The sequence below is a fragment of the Limnohabitans sp. genome (assembly GCF_040400975.1).
Taxonomy (GTDB): Bacteria; Pseudomonadota; Gammaproteobacteria; order Burkholderiales; family Burkholderiaceae_C; genus Limnohabitans_A.
This window is the reverse complement of sequence record NZ_JBBAPF010000010.1, coordinates 70,387-90,468: the sequence shown is the minus strand read 5'-3', so window position 1 is coordinate 90,468 and position 20,082 is coordinate 70,387. Positions and strand designations below refer to the sequence as shown.

Sequence of the window (20,082 nt, the reverse complement as noted above, 5' to 3'; positions counted from 1 at the left end):
AAACCATGAACACCGGATGGACATTCCTCGACTGGGTGCAGTACGCGTTCAGTTTTGCCTTGGTCATTGGTTTGCTGCTGGCGCTGTTGTGGACCCTGCGCAAAATGCAAAACGGCTCGACCCTGCTGCGCAAAAAAAACCAGCGCATGCACACGGTTGAAACCCTCTCCGTTGGACCTCGGCAAAAAATCTTGCTCATCCAAGTGGATGGACACGACGTCCTGGTGGGCGTGACCGCACACCAAATGACCGCCCTCTCGCCTTGGCCCCGCACAACGGCCATGCCAACCGACCTCTCCAAAGAAACCCCGCCATGAAGCGCCACCTCAGCCTTGGGCTGATCCTGACCCTGGTCTTTGGCCTCTTGCCCGTGCTGGCCCAGGCCGCACCCGAGTTGCCCGCCATCACCGCCACCAACACCGCTCGAGGCACGCAGTACAGCCTGACACTGCAGCTGTTGGCCTTGATGACGACCTTGTCGGTCTTGCCATCTTTGCTGCTGATGATGACCGCTTTTGTGCGCATCGTGATCGTCATGTCCCTGCTCCGCCAAGCCTTGGGTACCGGCCAAACCCCGCCCAACATGGTGATCGTGGGCTTGTCCCTGTTCTTGACCCTGTTTGTCATGACCCCCGTGTTGACCGAGGTCTACCAAACCGCTTTGCTGCCTTACATGAACCAAGGCCTGAGCTTTGACAAAGCACTGGCAGCCGCCGAAAAACCGATCCGCGCGTTCATGCTCCTGCAGACGCGCGAAGACGACATCGCCATGTTCATGGAGATCGCGCGCAACACCAATTTCACCAGCCCGCAAGATGTCCCTTTCACCACTTTGGTGCCGGCATTCCTGACCTCCGAACTCAAAAGCGCCTTCACCATCGGCTTTCTGATCTACATCCCCTTTGTGGTGATCGACCTGATCGTGGCCAGCGTGCTCATGTCCATGGGCATGATGATGTTATCCCCCATGATGATCTCCATGCCCTTCAAGCTGATGCTGTTTGTGCTGGTCGACGGCTGGAGCCTGATCATGGGATCGCTTGCTGGCAGCTTTGCCATGAACTGAAAGAAACCGCCATGGATACCACTACAGTCATCGATCTGAGCCGCCACGCCATGTGGACCATTGCCTTGGTCAGTGCCCCACTGCTGTTGGTGGCCTTGGTCGTGGGCTTGGTCATCGGCATCATCCAGGCCGCCACCTCCATCAACGAAATGACGCTGAGCTTCATCCCCAAACTCATTGCCGAAGCTTTGGCTTTGCTGTTGTTCGGCGGTTGGATGCTCAACACGCTGGTGGATTTCACGCGCAATATTTTTCAGCGCATCCCGACCCTGTTCCTTTGATCTGCGCACGGGTGTCGCCATGAACTTTTTAGCAGCCGACATCGTGGAAAGGTTCTACACCTTTTTATGGCCCATGCTGCGCATCTCGGCCCTCATGATCACGGCCCCAATTTTTTCTCTGAGCGCCTTCAACACCCGCTTGCGGATCCTGTTGGCTTTGGTCTTGACTTGGTTGGTCTATCCCCTGCACACCTGGCCAGTGGTCGACCCTACGTCGGCTCAGGGCTTGGTGGAAGTTTTCAACCAGATCATGATCGGCGCCACCATGGGCTTGATTTTGCAAGTGGTGGTGGGCGCCGTGGTGGTGGCGGGCCAAAGCATCGCTGCCGCCATGGGTTTGTCCATGGCCAACATGATCGACCCCAACATGGGCAACGTGCCCACCATTTCACAACTGATGATTGTGATGTCCACCCTGATTTTTGTGGGTTTTGGGGGCCACTCGATCATGCTCGGTTTGATTTTGGAGTCTTTCCACAGCCTGCCCATTGGCACCTCCATCATGAACCAGGCTGTCTATGGCCGAGTTTTGCAATGGAGTTCCATGGTCTTTTTGGGCGCTGTGCTCATGGCACTGCCCGTCATGGTGGCACTCTTGTTCATCAACGTGGGCTTGGGTGTGGTCACCCGCGCGGCGCCCAGTTTGAACATTTTTGCTCTCGGTTTTCCCGCCATGATCATGTCCGGCTTTGTGATCTTGATCATCTCCATGGACAGCATTGGTGGGCGCATCAACTGGCTTTGGGTGCAAGGGTTTTCGGTCGTGCGTGAAGTCCTAGGAGTTTCCCGTGTCTGATAGCGCCCAAGAAAAAACCGAAGAACCCACGGCGCACAAGCTCAACAAAGCGCGCCAAGACGGTGAGGTCCCTCGATCCATCGAGTTGCCAGCGGCAGTCATCGTCATCGGCGTGTTTTTGCTGCTCATGCTGACGGGCGGCTGGTTGGTCAAACGCTTGACCACCGTGTTTGCACAAGGCTTTGTGTTTGATCGGCAACTGATCGAAAAACCCATGCTGCTGCCCGCCCACTTTGGCGAACAGCTTTTGGCCGCCTTCGTGCTTTTGCTGCCCATCATCGCTTTCACGGTGGTGGCCGCCATCATCGCCTCGGTCATGACGGGCGGCTTAGTGTTTTCATTCAAAGCGGTCATGCCCAAAGGCTCCAAGATCGACCCAATTGGCGGCTTCAAGCGCATTTTCGGCACCCATGCGGTCGTCGAATTGTGCAAAGCCATCCTCAAGTTTCTTTTGGTGGCTGGCGTACTCTGGTGGTCTTTGCTGAACCACATGGACATGCTGGTTGAAATTGGTCGAATGGATTTGGAGCCCGCCCTGAGCGCAGCAGGTTTGATGATCATTGAGTCGGGCCTGTGGGTGGCCTTGAGCCTGGCGGTGATCGCCATGATCGATGTGCCTTATCAAAAATACGCCTTCACCAAGCGCATGAAGATGTCCATGCAAGAGATCAAGGACGAATTCAAGCAAATGGAGGGCAGTCCAGAAATCAAGGCGCAAATTCGCCGCCGACAGCGCGAAATGGCCAATGCCCGCATGATCGAACGCATCAAAGATGCTGACGTGGTGATCACCAACCCCGAACACTTCGCCGTGGCCCTGGAATACGACCCCACTGGCGAGGGTGCCCCCATCATGGTGGCCAAAGGTTCAGACCACATGGCCGCATTGATCCGCGCCGAAGCCACAGCGCATGGGGTCCATATTTTTGAAGCAGCGCCTTTGGCACGGGCCATCTACTTCACCACTGAAGTCGAACAACAAGTGCCCGAAGACCTTTACCACGCTGTGGCGCAGGTCATTGCCTACGTCTTCAGCCTGGAAGCCGCATCGCCGATGAACCCACCGCGCCCCAAGCCCACGGTCAAAGTACCCAGCAACATGGAATTCAGCCCTGAAGGCCTGCGTGCCAGCGCCGAGAAAGCCGCCGCATGAACATCCCCATCACACCCGCTGCCACGCCGTTGAACGATTTCGTTTTTCGATCGGCCGACCGCATGCGCATCGACGGTTGCACCAACGCCATCGCCAGAGAAGGCCTGAGCTTGGCCTTGCAATGCGAACACGAAGCCCTGATCGACCACTATATGGGGCTATTGCTGGCTCGGCTCAGGCAACAAGCGCCAGAGCACAGCATTGAGGTCTACTTTCCCACCAATGCAGACGCCCTGCTGGCGCGGTTCAACGACGCACTGGCACGCCAATCCTTGGCGCAAGCCACCCAGACCCCCGAAACCTCAAGTCAGGCGCAAATCTGGGTGGTCCATGACGCACAAGCACTGCCCGACACCGAAATCCAGCTTCTGGCTCGGCTCATCCAAAACTTTCCTGGCGCGAACATCCGAGCCATTTTGCTCATGACGGGTGCGCGCGGATCACACCACAGTCTGGCATCTTTTGGCCGAAAAATATTGCGTTGGGAAATTGAGGCTCCCAACCCAGAGCAAAGCCAAGCCGCACTCGAGTTGGCACGCGCCGAAGGTCGGATCACCCCCGTTCAACAGCTCCTGAGGCGCATCCAGTCAAGGGCATGGTCAGACGCCGCTTCGCCATCGGTCATGACACCCGACGATTTTGTCCCACCTGCACCCATCACCAAGGCGGCCAAGCCAACCCCATCGTCAAAGTCTGAAGCCCGTTCCCGTTTGGATGGCTTTTACCAACACGGACTGAGCGCCATCCAAACATGTCGACACGCCATGGGCTCACTGAGCCGCAGACACCTTCGAATGGCCTCGATTGTGGCCGCCATGTTGGCCGCTGCAGCCATGGTCATGCTCTGGATACAACCAGAGGCCTTTGGCATCGGCCCGCTCAAAACGACAAGCAATGCCAAGGCGTCAACGACTATACCCTCCCAGCCTTTATCCGCAGTTCCTTCGGCACCACCCGCCAATCCGGTTGACAACCCTGCCCCATCCGGCTCGCCCACACCGGCCACTCCCCGTTGACAAGGCCTTCGCACACCATGAAAAAGCAAACCCTCATTCGCAGCGATAAGCCTCACGCCGTCCAAGTGAGCGAAGGCTCGAGCGTTGCCCAAAGAAAATCCACGATCCCCAAAACCGCTACGCCTGAGACAGCAGAGCCGCTGATGAACACTCAACTGGCCCCTTTAGTCAAAGCGGCCAAACCTCGCAAAGCATCGGCAACCAAGGCCCTGACCACCTCTGAATCCACCTCGGCACCTGCCGCATCTCAAGCCAATGTGGCCGCGAATTCACCCAAAGCCAAACGCAAAGGCAAAACGGCGCTCAAAACAAGCGTCCGAAAACCTCGAAGTACAAGCCCTGACAAAACCCCTGCGCCGATGGAAGCCGAGTTGCCTGTGGCGCCCGTCCTGCCTGTTTGGGAACAAGACAACCCCGTCAAGGCCCGCATTGAAGAACTTCAAGCCCTCAACGCTCAGTTGTCAGAACAACTTCAGCGTCTTCCCACCACCCGAACCCTGCGAGGAGCCACGTCATGAGCGAAGCCAACTTCACCCCCACTGAGCCCGTTTTGATGGAACCCCCCATCACCGAAGCTGCGGAGCCTGTGGAGGCCGTGCCGCTGGACAAACCCGCCGCATCCGCGGCCAAAGCTGCGCCCATGGCAGAGGCGGCAACGGGTCCAACAGAAAAACCAGCCAGCGCTGTGGATGAACGGGCCTACCAGCAGTACCAAGCACTGGCTCAGGTGGTGCTCGACTCGGCCCACATCGCGACCAAGTCGGCCACCGCTGCTGCTGCGGCGAGCCGCGACATGCATGCCGCCACGGGTGAGTTCCGGGCATTGACCGAAACCGGTCACAAAAAAGCCTTGATTCTTTTGGGCGCAACGGGCGGCGTGCTGATCCTTTGCCTGATTTTCTTCTTGACCATGGGCGTTCGCATGAACAGCCGCATCAACCAACTCGACAGCATGATGCTGGCCGTCGGCAAGCGTGTGGTGGACCTCAATGCCGGTCTGGAGTCGCTCGATGTGATCAACAAAAGCATCGAGTCACTGAAAGCTCAACAAGTTGAGCAGGCCAAAACCCAGGGGCAATTGGAAACGCGCATCAACGAAGCCCTGAAAAAGTCTGAAACCATGGTTCAAGGTGTCCCCGGCGAAACCGCCAAACAAGTGGCGGCCACCAGCGACAACTTGCTCAAACAAGTGCAAGGCATCAACAACAAATTGCAAACCCAAGCCGGCGCCGTGCAAGCGCTGGGCACCGAGGTCAAAGCTTTGAAAGGTGCCGTGGGCAATGTCGACAAATTGAACCGCGAGGTCGAAGCCCTGGTGACATTGCAAAAAGAGCGCTACCTGGAGACTCTCCAGAAAAACAACAACACACAATCACGTGAAAAAGCGGTTCAGTTCCCCCGCGTTGTGCCCCCCAAGCCAGCCGACCCAGCCACTGCCGCAGGCCCTCAAAGCAACTCTACTGGGCCCCGATAAACCATGGAAAACAGGGTTGATGCTTCACTGGATGCACACGGCGATGTAAGTCAAAACAAAAACGCCGTCGGGTGGGATCTTTCGCCAATAACCCATTTCATTGACCGTGGTCACCACCTGGCCCGTCATCTTGGGGCCCGAATAGCTGGTCATTTGACCCACGCGGTGCATTTTGTATTCACAGTCGTATTCGTTCAGGTAGCGACGAGATCTGACCCCATCAGGATCTGCCGTTTTCAGATCTTGCATCTCCCACACTTTGCGAATTCGGTCGGCTTTTTCGATGCTGTTGCGGTTGACAAAAAGAGCCACCTCGGGGGTTTCACCAATCCGCGTCCAGGCCATGGCCACCTGTGGTCCCAAAGCCGACAAGGTCAGCAAGGCCATCCAAGCCATTCGAATGTGTGATCTTTTTGAAAAGCCCAACATGTTCATGTTCCATCTCAAAAAAAAGTTCCAGCAAGGGTCACCACATGTCCCCCCGCGCCCAATTTAAAACGCGAAATCCCGGGCAAGTCATGGGTATTGATACCGCCCAAATCCAATCGGCTGACGCCTTGAGCTTTGAGATAAGCCATGGCTTTCCACAACAGCGCATTGTGCGCATTCAAAGCACGGCCTTGGTCGTCGGCCCATCCCATATGGTAACTGGCCACCTGTCCATGGATCAAAAAAAGCATGCCCGCCACAGACTCTTTGCCCAGTTCGGCATACACCACCACAAAGGCTTGTTGGGGGCTGGTGCATTGGTCAATGTAAGCGGGCACGAAGTTGGTCGGCAGCCCATGGAATCGGCGCGCTTCCCGCTGGTCGGCCTCTTTGCCCAGCAGCCAAGTGCAACGCTTCAAACTCGGCACCGCATGGACCTGGAGTTTTTCGTGGGTCAAAACCTTGTTGAGCCGGTTACGCCACTTGCCGTCCAAGTTGGACTTCAACACCTCCAGCGGCAAGCTCAGATCGAGGTAGGCCGTGGCATAGCCGGTCATCACACGCGAGAAGCCTCTCAGGGTCTCGGGGGCCAACTGCGCAACCGTCTCATCAGGCGAGATCAGCATGACCCGAAAAGGGGCCAATGGCAAGGACCGCTTGAGCAACTGGTAAATCTGTGCGCGCTGCGCCGGTGTCACATCGGGATGCCACACCGGCCCACGCGTGCAAGAGGCCATGGACACATAACCCAAAAACCGTCGGCACATGAATTGGGCCATGCCCACCAGGCGTCCCTCATCCAAAAACACCGCGCGCTCGACCCGGATCCCCAAAGACATCAAGGCCTCGCCATAGGCCCAAGACTGCTGCAAAGAGCCCCGATGTTCATGGTGGAACGGGGTCCAAATGTCGGGAGACGCAAACTTCCAGTCAATGTTCATATTGTCATAATAGGCAAATTTTTTAAATCAACTCAAGAACGTTCGACTTTTGTCGATTTATACGTGTCGAATCGCCTTGAAGCACGATGATTTCCAAAGCCAATAACGCCATCCACGGACACGACATTCCGAAGTCCCGACTGACCCCCTCTGGTTGGGCTTGGTTGTCACTTTACTTGGGTCTTCCGGTCTTGGTGTTGGGTAATTTGCTGGATTTTTTCTTTCAATGGGCGTTGGGTTGGTGCATCGGTGTTTGGTGCATCGTCTAAAACAAAAGGGCCATCATGTTTTTCTTTATCGGTTTAGCCGTTGTTTTTGGAGCCGTCTTTGGAGGCTATGTGATTGCTGGCGGCAAGATGGCCCCCATCATCAAGGCTGCGCCTTTTGAGTTTTTGATCATTGGTGGTTCGGCCATTGGTGCCTCGCTGGTGGCCAACAGCTTTCCTGTTTTCAAAGCCGCCATGGCCGGTATCGGCACCTGCATCAAGGGACCCAAATGGCACCAAGCCGATTATTTGGCCCTGATGCTGTTGATCGGCAAACTGCAAGGGGTCATGAAAAAAGAGGGCATTGTGGCTTTGGAATCCCACGTGGAAAACCCAGACGCCAGCCCAATTTTTGGCGAATTCCCCAAGCTGGCCAAAGACCACTCCATTGTTCAAATGATTTGCGACCCTCTGCGCTTGATGGTCATCTCGCAAGGCAATTTGGATGCCGACGCATTGGACGATTTGATGAAAAAAGCCATCAAGGTCCACCACCACGAAGCCCTGTTGGCGCCTGGTGCGCTGGCCGGTATTGCGGGCGGCTTGCCTGCATTGGGTATTGTGGCTTGCGTGTTGGGTGTGGTGAAGACCATGGGATCGATCGACCAGCCGCCTCCAGTTTTGGGCGCCTTGATTGGTTCTGCGCTGGTGGGTACCTTGATGGGTGTGTTTTTGGCCTATGGCATGTTCGAGCCCTTCTCTGGCCGCCTGACACAAATCATCAACGAAGACGCCCAAGCCTACGATGTGATTCGCGAAATGATCGTGGGCAACCTCAAGGGCCACCCACAGCCTTTGGTCATCGAATCGGCCCGGGCCTGTTTGGCACACCACTGTCAACCCAGCTTCTCCGAAGTCTTTGACGGCATGCGAGGCAGTTGATGGCCGAGGAAAAACCCCCAGCCGACGCCAAGGTCGACGAAGCCGCCGCAGCGGCCGCCGCTGCCGAAGCGGCGGCTGCATCGGAGGCCATGCGGCCCATCATCCGCAAAATCATCGTCGAAGATGGCCATGCGGGTGCACACGGCGGCGCCTGGAAAATTGCTCTGGCCGACATGATGACGGCCATGATGGCCTTTTTCTTGTTGATGTGGCTGCTGGGCGCCAGCAACGAAGACAAACGCAAAAGCGTGGCCGACTACTTCCGGCCTGCGTCGCACAGCCAAATCGTGTTTGGCGAAATGGCCGGCTCCAACGGTTTGTTCGGCGGCAAGTCCATCATCGACACCGACGGCTTTCCATTCACCGCCAAACAAACAGCCATGCTCGAGCGCCTGACCCCGCAAGCGCAAGGCGGCCCAGCCGAGAGCTTTGGTTCGTCCAAAGAAGAAAACAACAAAGACGGCCCCTCCAACCAAGATCCGGGCCAACAAGGCGCTGGCACGCCCAGCCAAAAACAAGACAAAGAAAATTTCGACAAGTTGGAAAAGGACATCAAGCAAAAATTGTCCGAGAGCAAACAGTTTGACAACATCAAAGACCAGGTCAGCATCACCCGCGAAAAAGATGGCCTGCGCATCGAAGTCATCGACAAAGCAGATTTCACCATGTTCGCCTCGGGCACGTCCGACATGGGAGGCAAAGCGGCTGCGCTCATGTCCGAGGTCGCCAAATCGCTCAAACCTTTGCCCAACAAATTGGCGATTCGCGGCCACACCGACAGCCTCGGGTTTGCCCCTGACAGCATGCGCAACAACTGGACCTTGTCAACAGAGCGGGCCGATGCGACGCGTCAGTTCATGCAAAGCCAAGGCATCAGCGCCAACCGTTTCTCGCGCATTGAGGGGGTGGCCGACACCAACCCCAAGGTGCCTGGCAACCCGGCCGATCCCCGAAACCGCCGCGTCAGCATCACGGTGCTCAATCAATGATCCGGTGTTGGCTTGCGTCCAGTTCTTTCCTCATCGATTGGGGTACAGTGAACGCCATGCAGTTCAAGCGAAAGGTTAGTTCATGCTGAAATTCATCGCGATCGGAGCCAGTGTGGGCGCCTTGGCCATGGGCGGTGTTTGGGGTTTGGTCCATCTGATGGGCGAGCCCAGCGGTCCGTCCGCTGAGAGCAAAATGAGCACATTGACGCCGGGCGCCAACAAAGGCGTGATGGATTTGATCTGCGAGTTGGAGCTGGACCTGAATGGCCAACTCAAATTGGGCATCACCGACAAAGAGCCCTCGCGCATTGCCATGGCGCAAATTGACTTTGAGAAAAACTCGGGGTGGTACCAAGGCAAGATTGCCATTTCTGAGAGCCGTTCAGGCACGCTTCAGGTCATGGGCACAAGGCTCAAAGTCACACGCCCCGCCATGTTCCAGCGCTTTGGGGTCATGATCTCCGGGGAAGAGTTTGTGATAGACCGTAAAACAGGCCGTTTTGTCCAGACCTTGACCCTGTCAGATGGCCAGGTGGTCACACTCATCACAGGCACATGCGCTCAGGTGACCAAACCCCCGTTTTGATCAGCACGCCTGCACCCTGACGGGGTGCACGCCTTCAACCGACGCCGCGCAAATCGTATTTGTTGATCTTTTCGATCAAGGTGGTTCTTTGCAATTGGAGCAGCTTGGCGGTTTGTGACACATTGCCTTGAGTTCGCGTCAGTGCTTGTTCAATCAAACTGCGCTCGACTTCAATCAAATGCTGCTTCAAAGAAATGCCATCGGGTGGCAAGGTTTGAATCCCCTGCGCCAGCAAAATCACCTCTTCCACCTCATTCATTTCATCGTTGGAAGCCGACAAAGCTGCGGGCAAACTCCGGGCCATGGCCAAAGATTCGGACCCCTCATCGGCTGAGAACAGATGCGCCAAAGGATCCGTCTGGCTCCAAGGGCCAGAGGACACATCCGGTGAGGTGGTCTCCACATCGGGCAAAGTCACCGGGGTGTCCCCCCGCTCAACCAGCGGACCCAGCGCTGGACCTTGCAGAAAACCGCTTGGATTTTCAAGCGCCTTGACCGGCATTTGCGCCAAGCTTTGAGCTTGGAGTACCGCCAAACCCGAGGGCATCATGCAGGCGGGTACCGTCTGCACATGCAAGGCTTGCGATGGGAACAAAGTTGAAAAACGGTCCACCAGGTTGGACAACTCACGCACGTTGCCCGGCCAAGCGTAGGCCTGCAACATCTGCAACATGTCCGGGGCGAACTTAAGAGGACGCGAACCGGGCAATGCGTGTTTGTCGGCATAGAACTGCAACAAAGCCGCAATGTCCTCCGGGCGTTCACGCAAGGGCGTGGTGGTGATGGGCAGGACATTGATCCTGTAATAAAGATCTTCCCTGAAACGGCCCTCAGCCACTTCGTTTTCAAGATTTTTATGGGTCGCCGCAACCACACGCACGTCGATGCTGACCTCACGCGAGGCGCCCACCGGCAAAATACAACGCTCTTGCAAAACACGCAAAAGCTTGACTTGCATGTCCATGGGCAAGTCACCAATCTCATCCAAAAACAAGGTGCCGCCATGGGCCAACTCAAACCTGCCCAAACGATCAGACACAGCGCCCGTGAAAGTGCCCTTTCGGTGGCCGAACAACTCGCTCTCAATCAATTCCCGCGGAATGGCACCACAGTTGATCGGAACAAAAGGACTGGCGGCTCGGGGGCCTTGGGCATGCAAAGCCTGAGCCACCAACTCTTTGCCCGTGCCGCTCTCTCCGGTCACCAAGGCTGTCGATGAAGAAGCTGCCAAAGTTTTGATCAAGTCACGCAAAAATTGGGTGGCTTGACTGTGACCAATGATTTGGGTTTTGGCACTGACTTTCATCTGCTTCACAAATTGAAAACGTGGGCTGTGGATCGAATCATCGGGATGAACACTCAAGAAAAGGAACCCGAAGGTGCACAAATTTCAAAAATGCTAAAATTAAAAAATAGATATCTTTTTTGATAATATCAATTTTATTGAATTAAATCAATTTTTTGTGAAAAAAATACACCACTTCAAATGAAGCATTTAGAACGCTTACAACAAGCCGTGCAGCTCATTTTTAAGGGGGCCATCTCAAGTCGTTGGCCCAGCTGACGATACAAGAGGCGTACACATCAGATGCGCAGCAATTTTCCTGCGTTGTCATCAGCTTCCGGAGATTTGAAATGACCACCACAAAAACATTGACCGCAGCCTTGCTGACATCGTGGATGCTGACGGGCTGCGTTTCTGTTCCCTTAAAACTTGTTGGACAAGACACTACCCCGCCCCCACCCCCACCCCCATCTGCTCCCGCGTCCATGATCACGCCTTTGGTTGAAAAACGAGAGACGCTGGTGGCCACGGGTTACGCCGTGGTGAGCATTCAAAACCACAAAAATCCCGCACAGCAACGTTTGCTCGCCATCCGGGCATCCAAGCTTGACGCCTACCGCTCTTTGACCGAGCAGGTCTATGGCCAACAGTTGGATGCCACCACCACGGTGGCTGACATGACCATCATGAGTGACACCTTCAGAGCCAAAGTCGAGGGCGTGGTCTATGGCGCAGTGCTGGTCAGCATCACCCCAGTAGGCGATGACACCTACGAAACAACTTTGTCATTGGACCAGCACGTCGTGCGTGACCTGCGTACTTTGTATTTGGGGCAATTGGCCGCCAAACGCCGTTGAAAATGATTTGACCCCCAGGTCTGCAGGCACTCTCCATGATCAAGCAAACGCACCCACAAAGCCGAGCGCTGACACACAAGCCCTTTTCAGGGTCTGACGTGCGCGCTGGTCTGCGCGTCTTGCCCACCGTGTTGCTGGGATTTTTCAGCCTGTTGAGTTTGCCCGTTTGGGCGCAAAACCTGAGCCCCACCGAATTGGCGTCCAGGGCCATGTCAGCCCCGGCTGTTCGCGCTGCCATCACGGCGCAAGCCAGCGCCAGCACCGCCAACGCAGCCAAACCGGTGAACGAGCACGAGGCGCATTTGACCGCCATTCGCCAAGCCATCCTGAATGCCACCATCGAGCGGCCCACCCGAGTGATCAGCACCGCATGGGTCGATGAAAAAGGCGCCTTGCACGAATCGGCCCATTTCCACTCCGAGGCCAAAGTCAGTGGCGTCCGCGTTCTGTCCTATTTGCCCCAGGACGAGTCGCCCGCCCAGATCACCGCAGATGTTTTGCCATGGGGTTACCGCTCCAACAAGGCAGACAAAACCTGCAGCCCAGCGCCGCGAACCTGGCGATTGCCTTTGATGGCCCGAACACACATGGCAGAAGGTTTCAGTGGGCCACAACTTTTTGCCAGCCAAATGTTGTTGAACATGGCCAACCAGGCATGGCATCAAAGCATGCAGCAGTCCCAAAGGTGGCGTGTGCAATCGGCCTCTGTGCCGGTATCCAACAGCTATTTCAGGGCCTTGAGCGCCAGCGAAGAAGCCCGCAGCGCATGGGCCGCAGATCTGTCACTCAAACCTCATGGGTCAACCATTCCCAGCACCTGGGCTCAACGCATCAGCCAACCGGACAAACTCGCCCCTTGGCGCTGGACACTGACCCTCAGCTTGGGTCAAAGCACAGTACCAGGCGGACAAACGCAAGCGCTTTGGCAGGCAGAGCACACCTTCACCATCGACCCCAGCCTGATGGCCAACCGCCCCAGCCTTTGGCAGCAGCAGTTGCAAACTGAAATCAAAGCCCAAGTGCACCAATGGGTCACCCAACTGGAAAAGCGCACCGAATGCGAACCCGTCCAGTTTCAGGTGGTCCGCGAAGGCACCGAGAGTTTTCAGCTCCAGGCAGGCGCAGGCAGTGGCTTGCGACCAGGCGACAGGGTCTTGCTGATCGACCCAGTCCACATCCCCAGCCGAATGCTCGAAGCAGGCGTTGCCCAGCACTTGGCGCTGGCTCAAGTGGTCAAAGTGGGGAATCACCGCTCCGAACTGCTGCAACTGGCCGGTCCGCGTCTGCCGCAGCAAGGCGCATGGCTTGCCCTGCCCCTTTGACACGCACCCACATCACACCAAGGCATGCACATGGCCCAAACCAATAGCTTTCACTTCAGCCGTTTTCTGAAGGCCGTGGCGGTCCCCATGGTCCTGGTGCTGTATGCCCAAGTCGGATGGACCGCAGACCCCTCCACCGCAGCCTTGCGCGTTTTGCTCGGCTCTGGCGACCCTAGCCAGCAAGCCGCACCCACGGATGCGGCCAACGCCGCCAACCGCAGCCAACGCCGAACCATCACGGTGATGCGGGGTGAGACCCTGGACCGGGCCGTGCGGCGGGCCCTTCCCGGCCTGCCTCTGCACCCTGATTTTTTGCGCCAAGCCTTTGTCAGCGTGAACCTGCAGGTTTTCCCCAAAGGGGCCGCCCATGCCATGCGTACCGGCACCATCTTGCAGGTCCCCACAACCGATGAATTGCGCTTCATGCTGATGAGCCAGTACCCCGAAACGGTGGCTTTGTTTCAAGTGGTCGAAGCCACCCCCACAGCCGAGCAAGCGCCACATCAGTCCAAACGCCACTGGGTGCGCTTTCCATAAAGACGCGACGGGCATTGCCATGATCACCGGGGCTGAAACCGCTCACCTCACCCCCAAAATTCCGACCATTTACCTGGATGGAAAGCTCCCCTTGGTGGTCGAGCGCACGGCCGCCGATTTGGGCCTGAAAGATGGCCAAGTCATCCAAGCCATGGTGGAGTCCCGGCCGGAACGCATTCGCCTGAATCTGCAAGACTCGGCTTTTCTCGGCAAGCACATCGACCTGCCCAAAGAACTGCCTGCCGGCTTGCGCTTGGCGGCTGGCGACACCGCCTTGTTTCGCGTTCAATTGCAAAGCGATGGCTCCATCTTGTTGCGGCCTTTGCAAGCACAAGCCGCTCCATTGGCAGGCAACCCTCTTGCGCCTGCACAACTGCCCAGTCGCCTGCAGCAACTTCTTTTCAGGCCACCGGACATGAACGCCCTGGCCATGCTTTTGCGGCCCGGGGGCTTCGACAGTTTGTTGCGAAGCCTTAACCCAGCCAACCCCGAGTTCGTGAACTTGCAAAACTGGCAAAGGTCTCGGCCCAGCATGGCGTACCTGAGTCCGGAAAAACTCAGCCAGTGGATGTCGCGCAGCGGATGGTTCAACGAGAACTTGCTGTCCAAAGGCCAAAGCGAGGTTCCGGTCGACCTCAAAACCTCCCTGCGCCAACTCTTGCTCTTGTTGCAAAGCATGGACGCGCAAGAGGCCAGCAGCGTACAAGACGCGATCGATGACATCGAATCGAGGCAACTGACAGCGGCCGAGTCTTTGATGGGCCGCGAGGTGATGTTCTCCATGATGCTGCCCTTTGTCGACGCTGAACCCGTCGTGATGCGGTTTGTGCGACAACGCCGTCAACCCGGCGAAGAAAAAGCCCCCTTCATCATCCATCTGCACACCCGCAACCGGGACTTGGGCGAGGTTTGGCTTCAAACCCGCATCAGCAACGACACCGATGTCGACATGATCATGTGGGCCTTGCGTGAAGACGTGGTCAAAAGGGCCAAAGAACAGACGGTCAACCTGGAGTACGAACTTGACAGTGCCGGGCTGCACATGACCCGTCTGCTCATCGTCCACGGGCCAGGCCCGTCAGAGCCCATTCCCTGGCAAGCGCCACAACAGGGCAGCCTGGTGGACATCCAGACATGAGACACGCCATCAAAGAAGCCATTGCGCTTGAATACGGCAAAAACACCACCCCCGTGGTCACCGCCAAGGGCGACGCAGAACTGGCACAAAAAATCATCGAAGAAGCCCAAAGGCACGGGGTCTACGTGGCCGAAGACCCCCAGTTGCTGGCCCTCCTGAGCCGCATCGACATCGACAAAGAAATCCCACCGGAGCTTTTCACTGCGGTGGCTGTCATCTTGTCTTGGGTTTATTGGCTCAAAGGCATGCGTCCAGGCGATGAAAAGCAAAACAACTGATGCCGCTCCGTGTTTCAGTCCGGCCCACAAACAAAAAAGGCCTCACATCGGAGGCCCAACACGCAACAAATCAGATCCAGAGAATCAAGCCGCCAGGTAAGCCCCAACACCGTGACGGCGAGACACCTGACCCATCCGGTCATACAAATCCACAGAGACCGCAGTTTCACCCTGCAAGGCCTGCAAAGCCCCCTTGACCGCCTGCATCTGCCGCTGAAGCAACTGAATGTTGCGCAAATGGTCTTGTTTGCACTGGGTCAGACCGGGCAACAAAGCATTCCACCAAGCGGGCACCGGAACTTGGGCACTGACCCCATCGGCCACCTGTGCCAAACGGGTCAAGACTTCACCCCGCTCCAGTTGCAAAGCCTCAAAAGCCGGCAAATCACGTGATTTCAGGGCCTCAAACTCCAATTGCAACAAAGCCCCTAGGCGAGACGCATCCTCTTGGGCGGCATCGACCGATGCCTTCGACCATGAAGCGTCGCGGGTGGCGTTGAGGGAATCGTTCATCAGGGGCACCAAGGTATCAACCTTTGATCATCTTTTCGATGGCCACAAAATTCTCAGCGATGCGTCGGGAATCGACCGGATACAAGCCTTGTTGGATGGCGGATTTGATCGACTCGACCTTGGCACGATCGAATTGGGGTTCTTGCATGGCCTTTTGAGCCACTTCGCTCAGCTGGACTTCGTCCGTTCGCATGGGTGCTGGTTTGACAGCCGTTTCCGAAGACGAGTCCGTTGCGCGCTCAGACACCTTGGCCGCCGCAGGGCGACTGGGCGTGTCCATTTGGGCAATCCGGCGGAAACTGGATATGGGATCGGTCATGGTGATTCTCTTTTCTGGCCTCTGGGTAAAGAGCTGAGGCCTCGCTCGGAGATTGAATCGACAACAGATTCTAAAACTTGAGCCCCAAAATAAAAATAAATGAATTTGGCCTGAACGCGCATGGCTCAAAGACCTTCCACCAAATTAGGCCCTTTGACCTGACCCGTCAAAATGCGGCCAGATTCTTTGTTTTTTAGCTTGATTTGGTCACCAAAGCGTCCATCTTGCAAAGCCTCAACCCGGGCGGATATTTGAAAACCCTGGGCTTGACCCACCGAGATCAAAACCATTTGACCCCTTTTGACCAACACCATGGGGCGAATGTCCTGACTGCGCAGTGGCGCATCTGCTCGAACATCGCGGATCAATTCTGCATGCATGACCTGGGCCACACTCTCCAAGACCTGTCCATTCAATCCTTTGGATTCGACCTCAGCCAGCCGAACATGAGACTCGTTCAAAAACTGTCCTTTGTACAAAGGCATGCTGGCCACCAAAACCTGGCGTTTTTCTGGCACTGCCGAGGCTTTTGTCTCTGCCCCTGAGGCAGAAACTGTCGGGGTCGAGGGGCCAGGCGACGGCCCTTTGCTCGCATTCCGAGCTTGCACCGACACCCGCACATAAATCTGCCAAGTGGGCTGGGAACAGCGCACACGCAACTTTTCATAACTGCCAAAAGGCAAATCCATCGCCAGTGGTTTGTCGCAGGCCTTGACCTGCATGCGCGGGTCAAGAGGCGCCAAGATCACCGCATCGGGCGAAACCGCCTGTTCTTTGACCACCCATTCCACCACGGACTTTTGCAAAACCGCTTGGGGCGAAGGCCCGGGAGACGCCGCCAGCAATGACAGCGACAGCATGCCCAGCCAACACCCGATCCATGAACGCAAACCTCTGCCCGAACTGACTGTAGAGAGTCGGCACAGCATTTGCATAGTGGAGCACTCAAGTGTGGAAGTTTTGACAGTGTTCATGATGTCTACACACCAAGCAAAAAAGAGACCAGGTCAAAAAACAGCCCCAAAATTTGCCACCGCCCCACCGCCATGAGCACCTTCATCACCCCTTTGTCCAGCTTGGCCCCTTTGACCGTCTCCGACCCCATTGGGATCGGCGCTGGCCCGACATCGGGCAAAACGGGAGGTTTTCAACATGCCATGGCGCAGGCCACCCAGCACACCACGGTGCAGGCGCAAGAAGGCGACACCTTGATCGGTTTGGTCAAAACCCACTACAAAGCTGGCCCACAGCCCTTGTCCGATGCGCAAGCCCTGCGACTGGCGCAACAAGTGGCCGCGAGCAACGGCATCGACAACCCCGACCTGATTCTCGCAGGCCAAAACATCCACCTGCGTGACCTGAAAAGCACCCTCCATGCGCAAGCGCCCAGGGGTTCATTGGACTTGAATACTCGGGTCGCCCAGCAAATCTGGCAACTCAACCAGCCCTCACCCAGCGCCAGCATGGCTGCCAGCGCGCTGGCAGCCAGACCCGCCCAATGGCCAAGCAACAGCTCTGGCGCAGAACCTCATCCAGTGCTGGACCGCACCCTCAGCCGCGCAGTCGACAAAGGCTTCGTTCAGGCCAGCGAGGTGCCTGCGGTCAAAAGCAAAATATTGGCACTGGCCGATCGCTACAACTTCCAGCCCGATGACTTTGCACGCCTGACCCTGATGGAAAGCGGCGGCATGAACCCGCAAGCGAGCAACGGCAACTGCCACGGCATCATCCAATTTTGCGATGGCCCCAACCGAGGGGCCGCATCGGTCGGCTTCAAAGACAACCCGCGCGCCATATTGGGCATGGGCTTGCTGCAACAGCTTGATCTGGTCGACCGCTACTTTGGCCAAGCCGGCCTGCGCGTCAAAGGCCCACCCATTGGCCTCGATGACCTGTACTTGACAGTTTTGACCCCCGCCGCTCGGCAAGAGACCCGGCCTGACGCCCCCCTGGCGATTGCGGGGCCTCAGGCGCGCTACCTGCACACCGGCCAAGACACGCGCAACCCCATCACGCGCAACTCCATCTTGTCTGGCCTGCACCAGCTGACTCAAAACCTGCTGGGCCCGATGCCCCAGTTGACCCAAGGGCCCCACACGCCTGCCCCTCACAAAGTCCATTTGGCGCGCCTTTATGACGAAGTGGCGCAAACCCAGCCCAGCGCCCAGCGCTGAAGGGCGGCAATGCTTTGCCGCCCAGCGGCAAGCAGGGCGAAAGATGGCCGCTTTTCATGAACGGCTCCAATGGCGAAGCCTGCAAATCGCCACAAATCGGTTGGCACAACTTTTGCGTATATCGACTGAACCAAGCCTTTCTTGAGGGCTTGACGTCAAAAGATTGACGGCACGGTACCCCTCAACCCAGTCACCAGCACAGGAGTCGGTATGAACTTATTGAACAACGCACTCGGCGTGCACGAACGTGCATTGAGCGTCAAAAGCCGACGACTCGAGGTGCTGGCTCAAAACATTGCCAATGCCGACACCCCTCAGTACAAAGCGCGTGACATCGATTTCAAAGCCGTCATGTCCGCGACGCAACAAGACAACGCCATGAAGTCCACCGACCAAGGCCACTTTTCGCAGGGGCAAGGTCTGGACGCCGATGGCATGCGCTTCAGAACCCCCTTCAACAACTCGTTTGACGGCAACACCGTGGAAATGAGTGTGGAGCAAGCCCAATACGGTAAAGCCGCAGCCGATTACCAAGCCACCCTGAACTTTTTGGAAAGCCGGGTCAGCGGTCTGCGCAAAGCATTGAGAGGCGATTGATCATGAGCATGGACAAAATTTTTGGCATCGCCGGCACCGCCCTCAACGCGCAGTTGACGCGCATGAACTCGACCGCGTCCAACCTGGCCAATGCCGGCACCGTCTCCACCACCGAAAAAGATGCATTCCGGGCCAAACGTCCCGTGTTCAAAGCCTTGATGAGCGAGGAGATGACGCACAAAGGCGCTGCATACCAAGGCGGCGTGAAGGTCGACCGCATGGCGGACGACACCGCCCCACCGCGCCGCGTGTCTGACCCTAAAAACCCCTTGGCAGACGAAGAAGGCTATGTCTACCAATCGAACGTGAGCGAAGTCTCCGAGATGGTCGAAATGATGGCGGCTGCCCGCTCTTACCAAAACAACGTGGAAGTCATCAACACGGCACGTCAACTCATGATGCGCACGCTGGACATCTCCAAAGCCTGATCCGAAAGTACCTCATGGCCGAAACCGTCACTTCCTCCAGCCTGCTCAAGAACGTCTCTCGCTACGAGGACGTCAAAGAGGCCGCCAAAAAAACCAAGGAAGAAATGGGCAAACAGGAATTCCTGACCCTCTTCACGGCCCAACTGCAAAACCAAAACCCTCTGGAGCCTGTCAAGAACGAGGCTTTTGTCGCCCAACTGGCCCAATTCTCTCAACTGGAAGCCCTGACCAACATGCAGGGCTCGCTGGACAAATTCGTGACGTCTATGTCGGGCGAGCGCATGCTGGGCAGTGCCGCCTTGATCGGCAAAAAAGTGTCGGTCACCGATACGCCAACGCAGCTCAACACAGGTGGCGACATCACTGGCAACATCGACCTGCCCACGGGTGCCAGCGGTGTTCAGGTCAGCGTCTTTGATGCGCAAGGCCGCTTGGTGCGAGAACTGATCGCCGGGCCCCAAATGCCAGGCAGCATGGCCATTGTTTGGGATGGCAAAGACGCCGCCAACAAACCTGCCCCACCCGGCCTGTACCGCCTGAGCGCCACAGCCGTGGTCAATGGCCAAACCAGCAAAGTTCCCGTCAACACCTTCTCCACCGTTCGCGCCATCGCCACCAACCCGGCAGACGGCAGTGTGAGTGTCGAAGTTGACGGCGGCAAGACCGTGCTGCTCACCGACGTCAAACGGGTGGGCATCTGACCGCCCGCCCTCGACTGCAGCCCCGCACTTACCCATTTATCTGACACAACGCAT

The 20,082-nt window shown here is 56.8% G+C and carries 27 protein-coding genes; 21 read left to right on the top strand and 6 right to left on the bottom strand.

Translation table 11 applies throughout. The features are described from left to right. Positions 1-5: 5 nt before the first annotated feature. The 8 genes from fliO to ABWQ00_RS08150 are packed head-to-tail and all read left to right on the top strand — an operon-like array spanning position 6 to position 5,786. Positions 6-317 (top strand): flagellar biosynthetic protein FliO, encoded by a 312-nt coding sequence (fliO, locus tag ABWQ00_RS08185; RefSeq protein WP_353238178.1) that lies wholly within the window; start codon positions 6-8, stop codon positions 315-317. After that, positions 314-1,066, top strand: a complete 753-nt coding sequence (gene fliP, locus ABWQ00_RS08180; protein WP_353238177.1) for a flagellar type III secretion system pore protein FliP — start codon at positions 314-316, stop codon at positions 1,064-1,066. Before fliO ends, fliP begins: the two co-directional genes overlap by 4 nt. Before the next feature lie 11 nt (positions 1,067-1,077). Then, on the top strand, positions 1,078-1,347 hold the full coding sequence (fliQ, locus tag ABWQ00_RS08175; RefSeq protein WP_353238176.1) for a flagellar biosynthesis protein FliQ: 270 nt from the start codon (positions 1,078-1,080) through the stop codon (positions 1,345-1,347). Positions 1,348-1,366: 19 nt separating this feature from the next. After that, positions 1,367-2,143, top strand: a complete 777-nt coding sequence (gene fliR, locus ABWQ00_RS08170; RefSeq protein WP_353238175.1) for a flagellar biosynthetic protein FliR — start codon at positions 1,367-1,369, stop codon at positions 2,141-2,143. Beyond that, complete coding sequence (flhB, locus tag ABWQ00_RS08165) at positions 2,136-3,296, top strand: flagellar biosynthesis protein FlhB (RefSeq protein WP_353238174.1); 1,161 nt, start codon at positions 2,136-2,138, stop codon at positions 3,294-3,296. Before fliR ends, flhB begins: the two co-directional genes overlap by 8 nt. Continuing rightward, positions 3,293-4,312 (top strand): hypothetical protein, encoded by a 1,020-nt coding sequence (locus ABWQ00_RS08160; protein WP_353238173.1) that lies wholly within the window; start codon positions 3,293-3,295, stop codon positions 4,310-4,312. Before flhB ends, ABWQ00_RS08160 begins: the two co-directional genes overlap by 4 nt. A 17-nt stretch (positions 4,313-4,329) precedes the next feature. Continuing rightward, on the top strand, positions 4,330-4,830 hold the full coding sequence (locus tag ABWQ00_RS08155; RefSeq protein ID WP_353238172.1) for a hypothetical protein: 501 nt from the start codon (positions 4,330-4,332) through the stop codon (positions 4,828-4,830). After that, entirely contained in the window at positions 4,827-5,786 is a 960-nt protein-coding gene (locus ABWQ00_RS08150; protein WP_353238171.1) for a hypothetical protein, read from the top strand. Before ABWQ00_RS08155 ends, ABWQ00_RS08150 begins: the two co-directional genes overlap by 4 nt. A 24-nt stretch (positions 5,787-5,810) precedes the next feature. Here the strand turns inward: ABWQ00_RS08150 and ABWQ00_RS08145 are convergent, their stop codons facing one another. Continuing rightward, positions 5,811-6,215: a surface-adhesin E family protein gene (locus tag ABWQ00_RS08145; protein ID WP_353238170.1), complete on the bottom strand. Its 405-nt coding sequence runs from the start codon at positions 6,213-6,215 to the stop codon at positions 5,811-5,813. 14 nt (positions 6,216-6,229) lie between these two features. Further along, positions 6,230-7,156, bottom strand: coding sequence for a lipid II:glycine glycyltransferase FemX (locus tag ABWQ00_RS08140; RefSeq protein ID WP_353238169.1), 927 nt, complete (start codon positions 7,154-7,156; stop codon positions 6,230-6,232). A gap of 86 nt (positions 7,157-7,242) precedes the next feature. Here ABWQ00_RS08140 and ABWQ00_RS08135 point away from each other — a divergent pair, with 86 nt between their 5' ends. The 4 genes from ABWQ00_RS08135 to ABWQ00_RS08120 all read left to right on the top strand — a co-directional run bounded on the left by ABWQ00_RS08135 (position 7,243) and on the right by ABWQ00_RS08120 (position 9,879). Continuing rightward, positions 7,243-7,425 (top strand): hypothetical protein, encoded by a 183-nt coding sequence (locus ABWQ00_RS08135; RefSeq protein WP_353238168.1) that lies wholly within the window; start codon positions 7,243-7,245, stop codon positions 7,423-7,425. Positions 7,426-7,440: 15 nt separating this feature from the next. After that, the gene (motA, locus tag ABWQ00_RS08130; RefSeq protein WP_019428380.1) at positions 7,441-8,304 is read left to right on the top strand and encodes a flagellar motor stator protein MotA; all 864 of its coding nucleotides are present in this window, start codon (positions 7,441-7,443) and stop codon (positions 8,302-8,304) included. Then, entirely contained in the window at positions 8,304-9,293 is a 990-nt protein-coding gene (locus tag ABWQ00_RS08125) for a flagellar motor protein MotB (RefSeq protein ID WP_353238167.1), read from the top strand. The genes motA and ABWQ00_RS08125 overlap by 1 nt, the downstream gene beginning before the upstream one ends. Before the next feature lie 82 nt (positions 9,294-9,375). Beyond that, complete coding sequence (locus tag ABWQ00_RS08120) at positions 9,376-9,879, top strand: hypothetical protein (RefSeq protein WP_353238166.1); 504 nt, start codon at positions 9,376-9,378, stop codon at positions 9,877-9,879. A gap of 34 nt (positions 9,880-9,913) precedes the next feature. Here ABWQ00_RS08120 and ABWQ00_RS08115 read toward each other — a convergent pair whose 3' ends face one another. Further along, entirely contained in the window at positions 9,914-11,185 is a 1,272-nt protein-coding gene (locus ABWQ00_RS08115) for a sigma-54 interaction domain-containing protein (RefSeq protein ID WP_353238165.1), read from the bottom strand. Positions 11,186-11,649: 464 nt separating this feature from the next. Here ABWQ00_RS08115 and ABWQ00_RS08110 point away from each other — a divergent pair, with 464 nt between their 5' ends. From ABWQ00_RS08110 to ABWQ00_RS08090, 5 genes are read left to right on the top strand one after another with little or no spacing between them, the layout of a single operon-like run. Next, a complete protein-coding gene (locus tag ABWQ00_RS08110) occupies positions 11,650-12,021 on the top strand; it encodes an LPP20 family lipoprotein (RefSeq protein WP_353238164.1) in 372 nt (123 codons plus the stop codon). 35 nt (positions 12,022-12,056) lie between these two features. Next, the gene (locus ABWQ00_RS08105) at positions 12,057-13,343 is read left to right on the top strand and encodes a hypothetical protein (protein ID WP_353238163.1); all 1,287 of its coding nucleotides are present in this window, start codon (positions 12,057-12,059) and stop codon (positions 13,341-13,343) included. A gap of 30 nt (positions 13,344-13,373) precedes the next feature. Beyond that, the gene (locus ABWQ00_RS08100; protein WP_353238162.1) at positions 13,374-13,880 is read left to right on the top strand and encodes a hypothetical protein; all 507 of its coding nucleotides are present in this window, start codon (positions 13,374-13,376) and stop codon (positions 13,878-13,880) included. Positions 13,881-13,899: 19 nt separating this feature from the next. After that, positions 13,900-15,018, top strand: a complete 1,119-nt coding sequence (locus ABWQ00_RS08095; protein WP_353238161.1) for a hypothetical protein — start codon at positions 13,900-13,902, stop codon at positions 15,016-15,018. After that, positions 15,015-15,296, top strand: a complete 282-nt coding sequence (locus ABWQ00_RS08090) for an EscU/YscU/HrcU family type III secretion system export apparatus switch protein (RefSeq protein ID WP_353238160.1) — start codon at positions 15,015-15,017, stop codon at positions 15,294-15,296. The genes ABWQ00_RS08095 and ABWQ00_RS08090 overlap by 4 nt, the downstream gene beginning before the upstream one ends. 84 nt (positions 15,297-15,380) lie before the next feature. Here the strand turns inward: ABWQ00_RS08090 and ABWQ00_RS08085 are convergent, their stop codons facing one another. From ABWQ00_RS08085 to flgA, 3 genes are all read right to left on the bottom strand, one after another. Then, positions 15,381-15,809, bottom strand: coding sequence for a flagellar protein FlgN (locus ABWQ00_RS08085; protein ID WP_353238159.1), 429 nt, complete (start codon positions 15,807-15,809; stop codon positions 15,381-15,383). 16 nt (positions 15,810-15,825) lie between these two features. Beyond that, positions 15,826-16,128, bottom strand: a complete 303-nt coding sequence (flgM, locus tag ABWQ00_RS08080; RefSeq protein WP_353238158.1) for a flagellar biosynthesis anti-sigma factor FlgM — start codon at positions 16,126-16,128, stop codon at positions 15,826-15,828. Between the two features lie 125 nt (positions 16,129-16,253). Beyond that, positions 16,254-16,988, bottom strand: a complete 735-nt coding sequence (gene flgA, locus ABWQ00_RS08075) for a flagellar basal body P-ring formation chaperone FlgA (RefSeq protein WP_353238157.1) — start codon at positions 16,986-16,988, stop codon at positions 16,254-16,256. 186 nt (positions 16,989-17,174) lie between these two features. Here flgA and ABWQ00_RS08070 point away from each other — a divergent pair, with 186 nt between their 5' ends. From ABWQ00_RS08070 to ABWQ00_RS08055, 4 genes are all read left to right on the top strand, one after another. After that, positions 17,175-18,302 carry a hypothetical protein gene (locus ABWQ00_RS08070; RefSeq protein ID WP_353238156.1) on the top strand — a complete coding sequence of 376 codons (1,128 nt, stop codon included), beginning with the start codon at positions 17,175-17,177 and terminating at the stop codon, positions 18,300-18,302. A 210-nt stretch (positions 18,303-18,512) separates the two neighbouring features. Continuing rightward, complete coding sequence (gene flgB / locus ABWQ00_RS08065; RefSeq protein ID WP_353238155.1) at positions 18,513-18,899, top strand: flagellar basal body rod protein FlgB; 387 nt, start codon at positions 18,513-18,515, stop codon at positions 18,897-18,899. A 2-nt stretch (positions 18,900-18,901) separates the two neighbouring features. Next, positions 18,902-19,327 carry a flagellar basal body rod protein FlgC gene (flgC, locus tag ABWQ00_RS08060; RefSeq protein WP_353238154.1) on the top strand — a complete coding sequence of 142 codons (426 nt, stop codon included), beginning with the start codon at positions 18,902-18,904 and terminating at the stop codon, positions 19,325-19,327. Between the two features lie 14 nt (positions 19,328-19,341). Then, positions 19,342-20,028: a flagellar hook assembly protein FlgD gene (locus ABWQ00_RS08055; RefSeq protein WP_353238153.1), complete on the top strand. Its 687-nt coding sequence runs from the start codon at positions 19,342-19,344 to the stop codon at positions 20,026-20,028. The last annotated feature ends 54 nt before the right edge of the window (positions 20,029-20,082 follow it).

Bases quoted from the DNA above. Each gene is read 5' to 3' on its own strand.
- fliO (WP_353238178.1), top strand. From the start codon at position 6: ATGAACACCGGATGGACATTCCTCGACTGGGTGCAGTACGCGTTCAGT.
- fliP (WP_353238177.1), top strand. From the start codon at position 314: ATGAAGCGCCACCTCAGCCTTGGGCTGATCCTGACCCTGGTCTTTGGC.
- fliQ (WP_353238176.1), top strand. From the start codon at position 1,078: ATGGATACCACTACAGTCATCGATCTGAGCCGCCACGCCATGTGGACC.
- fliR (WP_353238175.1), top strand. From the start codon at position 1,367: ATGAACTTTTTAGCAGCCGACATCGTGGAAAGGTTCTACACCTTTTTA.
- ABWQ00_RS08160 (WP_353238173.1), top strand. From the start codon at position 3,293: ATGAACATCCCCATCACACCCGCTGCCACGCCGTTGAACGATTTCGTT.
- ABWQ00_RS08155 (WP_353238172.1), top strand. From the start codon at position 4,330: ATGAAAAAGCAAACCCTCATTCGCAGCGATAAGCCTCACGCCGTCCAA.
- ABWQ00_RS08150 (WP_353238171.1), top strand. From the start codon at position 4,827: ATGAGCGAAGCCAACTTCACCCCCACTGAGCCCGTTTTGATGGAACCC.
- ABWQ00_RS08145 (WP_353238170.1), bottom strand. From the start codon at position 6,215: ATGTTGGGCTTTTCAAAAAGATCACACATTCGAATGGCTTGGATGGCC.
- ABWQ00_RS08140 (WP_353238169.1), bottom strand. From the start codon at position 7,156: ATGAACATTGACTGGAAGTTTGCGTCTCCCGACATTTGGACCCCGTTC.
- ABWQ00_RS08135 (WP_353238168.1), top strand. From the start codon at position 7,243: ATGATTTCCAAAGCCAATAACGCCATCCACGGACACGACATTCCGAAG.
- motA (WP_019428380.1), top strand. From the start codon at position 7,441: ATGTTTTTCTTTATCGGTTTAGCCGTTGTTTTTGGAGCCGTCTTTGGA.
- ABWQ00_RS08125 (WP_353238167.1), top strand. From the start codon at position 8,304: ATGGCCGAGGAAAAACCCCCAGCCGACGCCAAGGTCGACGAAGCCGCC.
- ABWQ00_RS08120 (WP_353238166.1), top strand. From the start codon at position 9,376: ATGCTGAAATTCATCGCGATCGGAGCCAGTGTGGGCGCCTTGGCCATG.
- ABWQ00_RS08115 (WP_353238165.1), bottom strand. From the start codon at position 11,185: ATGAAAGTCAGTGCCAAAACCCAAATCATTGGTCACAGTCAAGCCACC.
- ABWQ00_RS08110 (WP_353238164.1), top strand. From the start codon at position 11,650: ATGATCACGCCTTTGGTTGAAAAACGAGAGACGCTGGTGGCCACGGGT.
- ABWQ00_RS08105 (WP_353238163.1), top strand. From the start codon at position 12,057: ATGATCAAGCAAACGCACCCACAAAGCCGAGCGCTGACACACAAGCCC.
- ABWQ00_RS08100 (WP_353238162.1), top strand. From the start codon at position 13,374: ATGGCCCAAACCAATAGCTTTCACTTCAGCCGTTTTCTGAAGGCCGTG.
- ABWQ00_RS08095 (WP_353238161.1), top strand. From the start codon at position 13,900: ATGATCACCGGGGCTGAAACCGCTCACCTCACCCCCAAAATTCCGACC.
- ABWQ00_RS08090 (WP_353238160.1), top strand. From the start codon at position 15,015: ATGAGACACGCCATCAAAGAAGCCATTGCGCTTGAATACGGCAAAAAC.
- ABWQ00_RS08085 (WP_353238159.1), bottom strand. From the start codon at position 15,809: ATGAACGATTCCCTCAACGCCACCCGCGACGCTTCATGGTCGAAGGCA.
- flgM (WP_353238158.1), bottom strand. From the start codon at position 16,128: ATGACCGATCCCATATCCAGTTTCCGCCGGATTGCCCAAATGGACACG.
- flgA (WP_353238157.1), bottom strand. From the start codon at position 16,988: ATGCTGTCGCTGTCATTGCTGGCGGCGTCTCCCGGGCCTTCGCCCCAA.
- ABWQ00_RS08070 (WP_353238156.1), top strand. From the start codon at position 17,175: ATGAGCACCTTCATCACCCCTTTGTCCAGCTTGGCCCCTTTGACCGTC.
- flgB (WP_353238155.1), top strand. From the start codon at position 18,513: ATGAACTTATTGAACAACGCACTCGGCGTGCACGAACGTGCATTGAGC.
- flgC (WP_353238154.1), top strand. From the start codon at position 18,902: ATGAGCATGGACAAAATTTTTGGCATCGCCGGCACCGCCCTCAACGCG.
- ABWQ00_RS08055 (WP_353238153.1), top strand. From the start codon at position 19,342: ATGGCCGAAACCGTCACTTCCTCCAGCCTGCTCAAGAACGTCTCTCGC.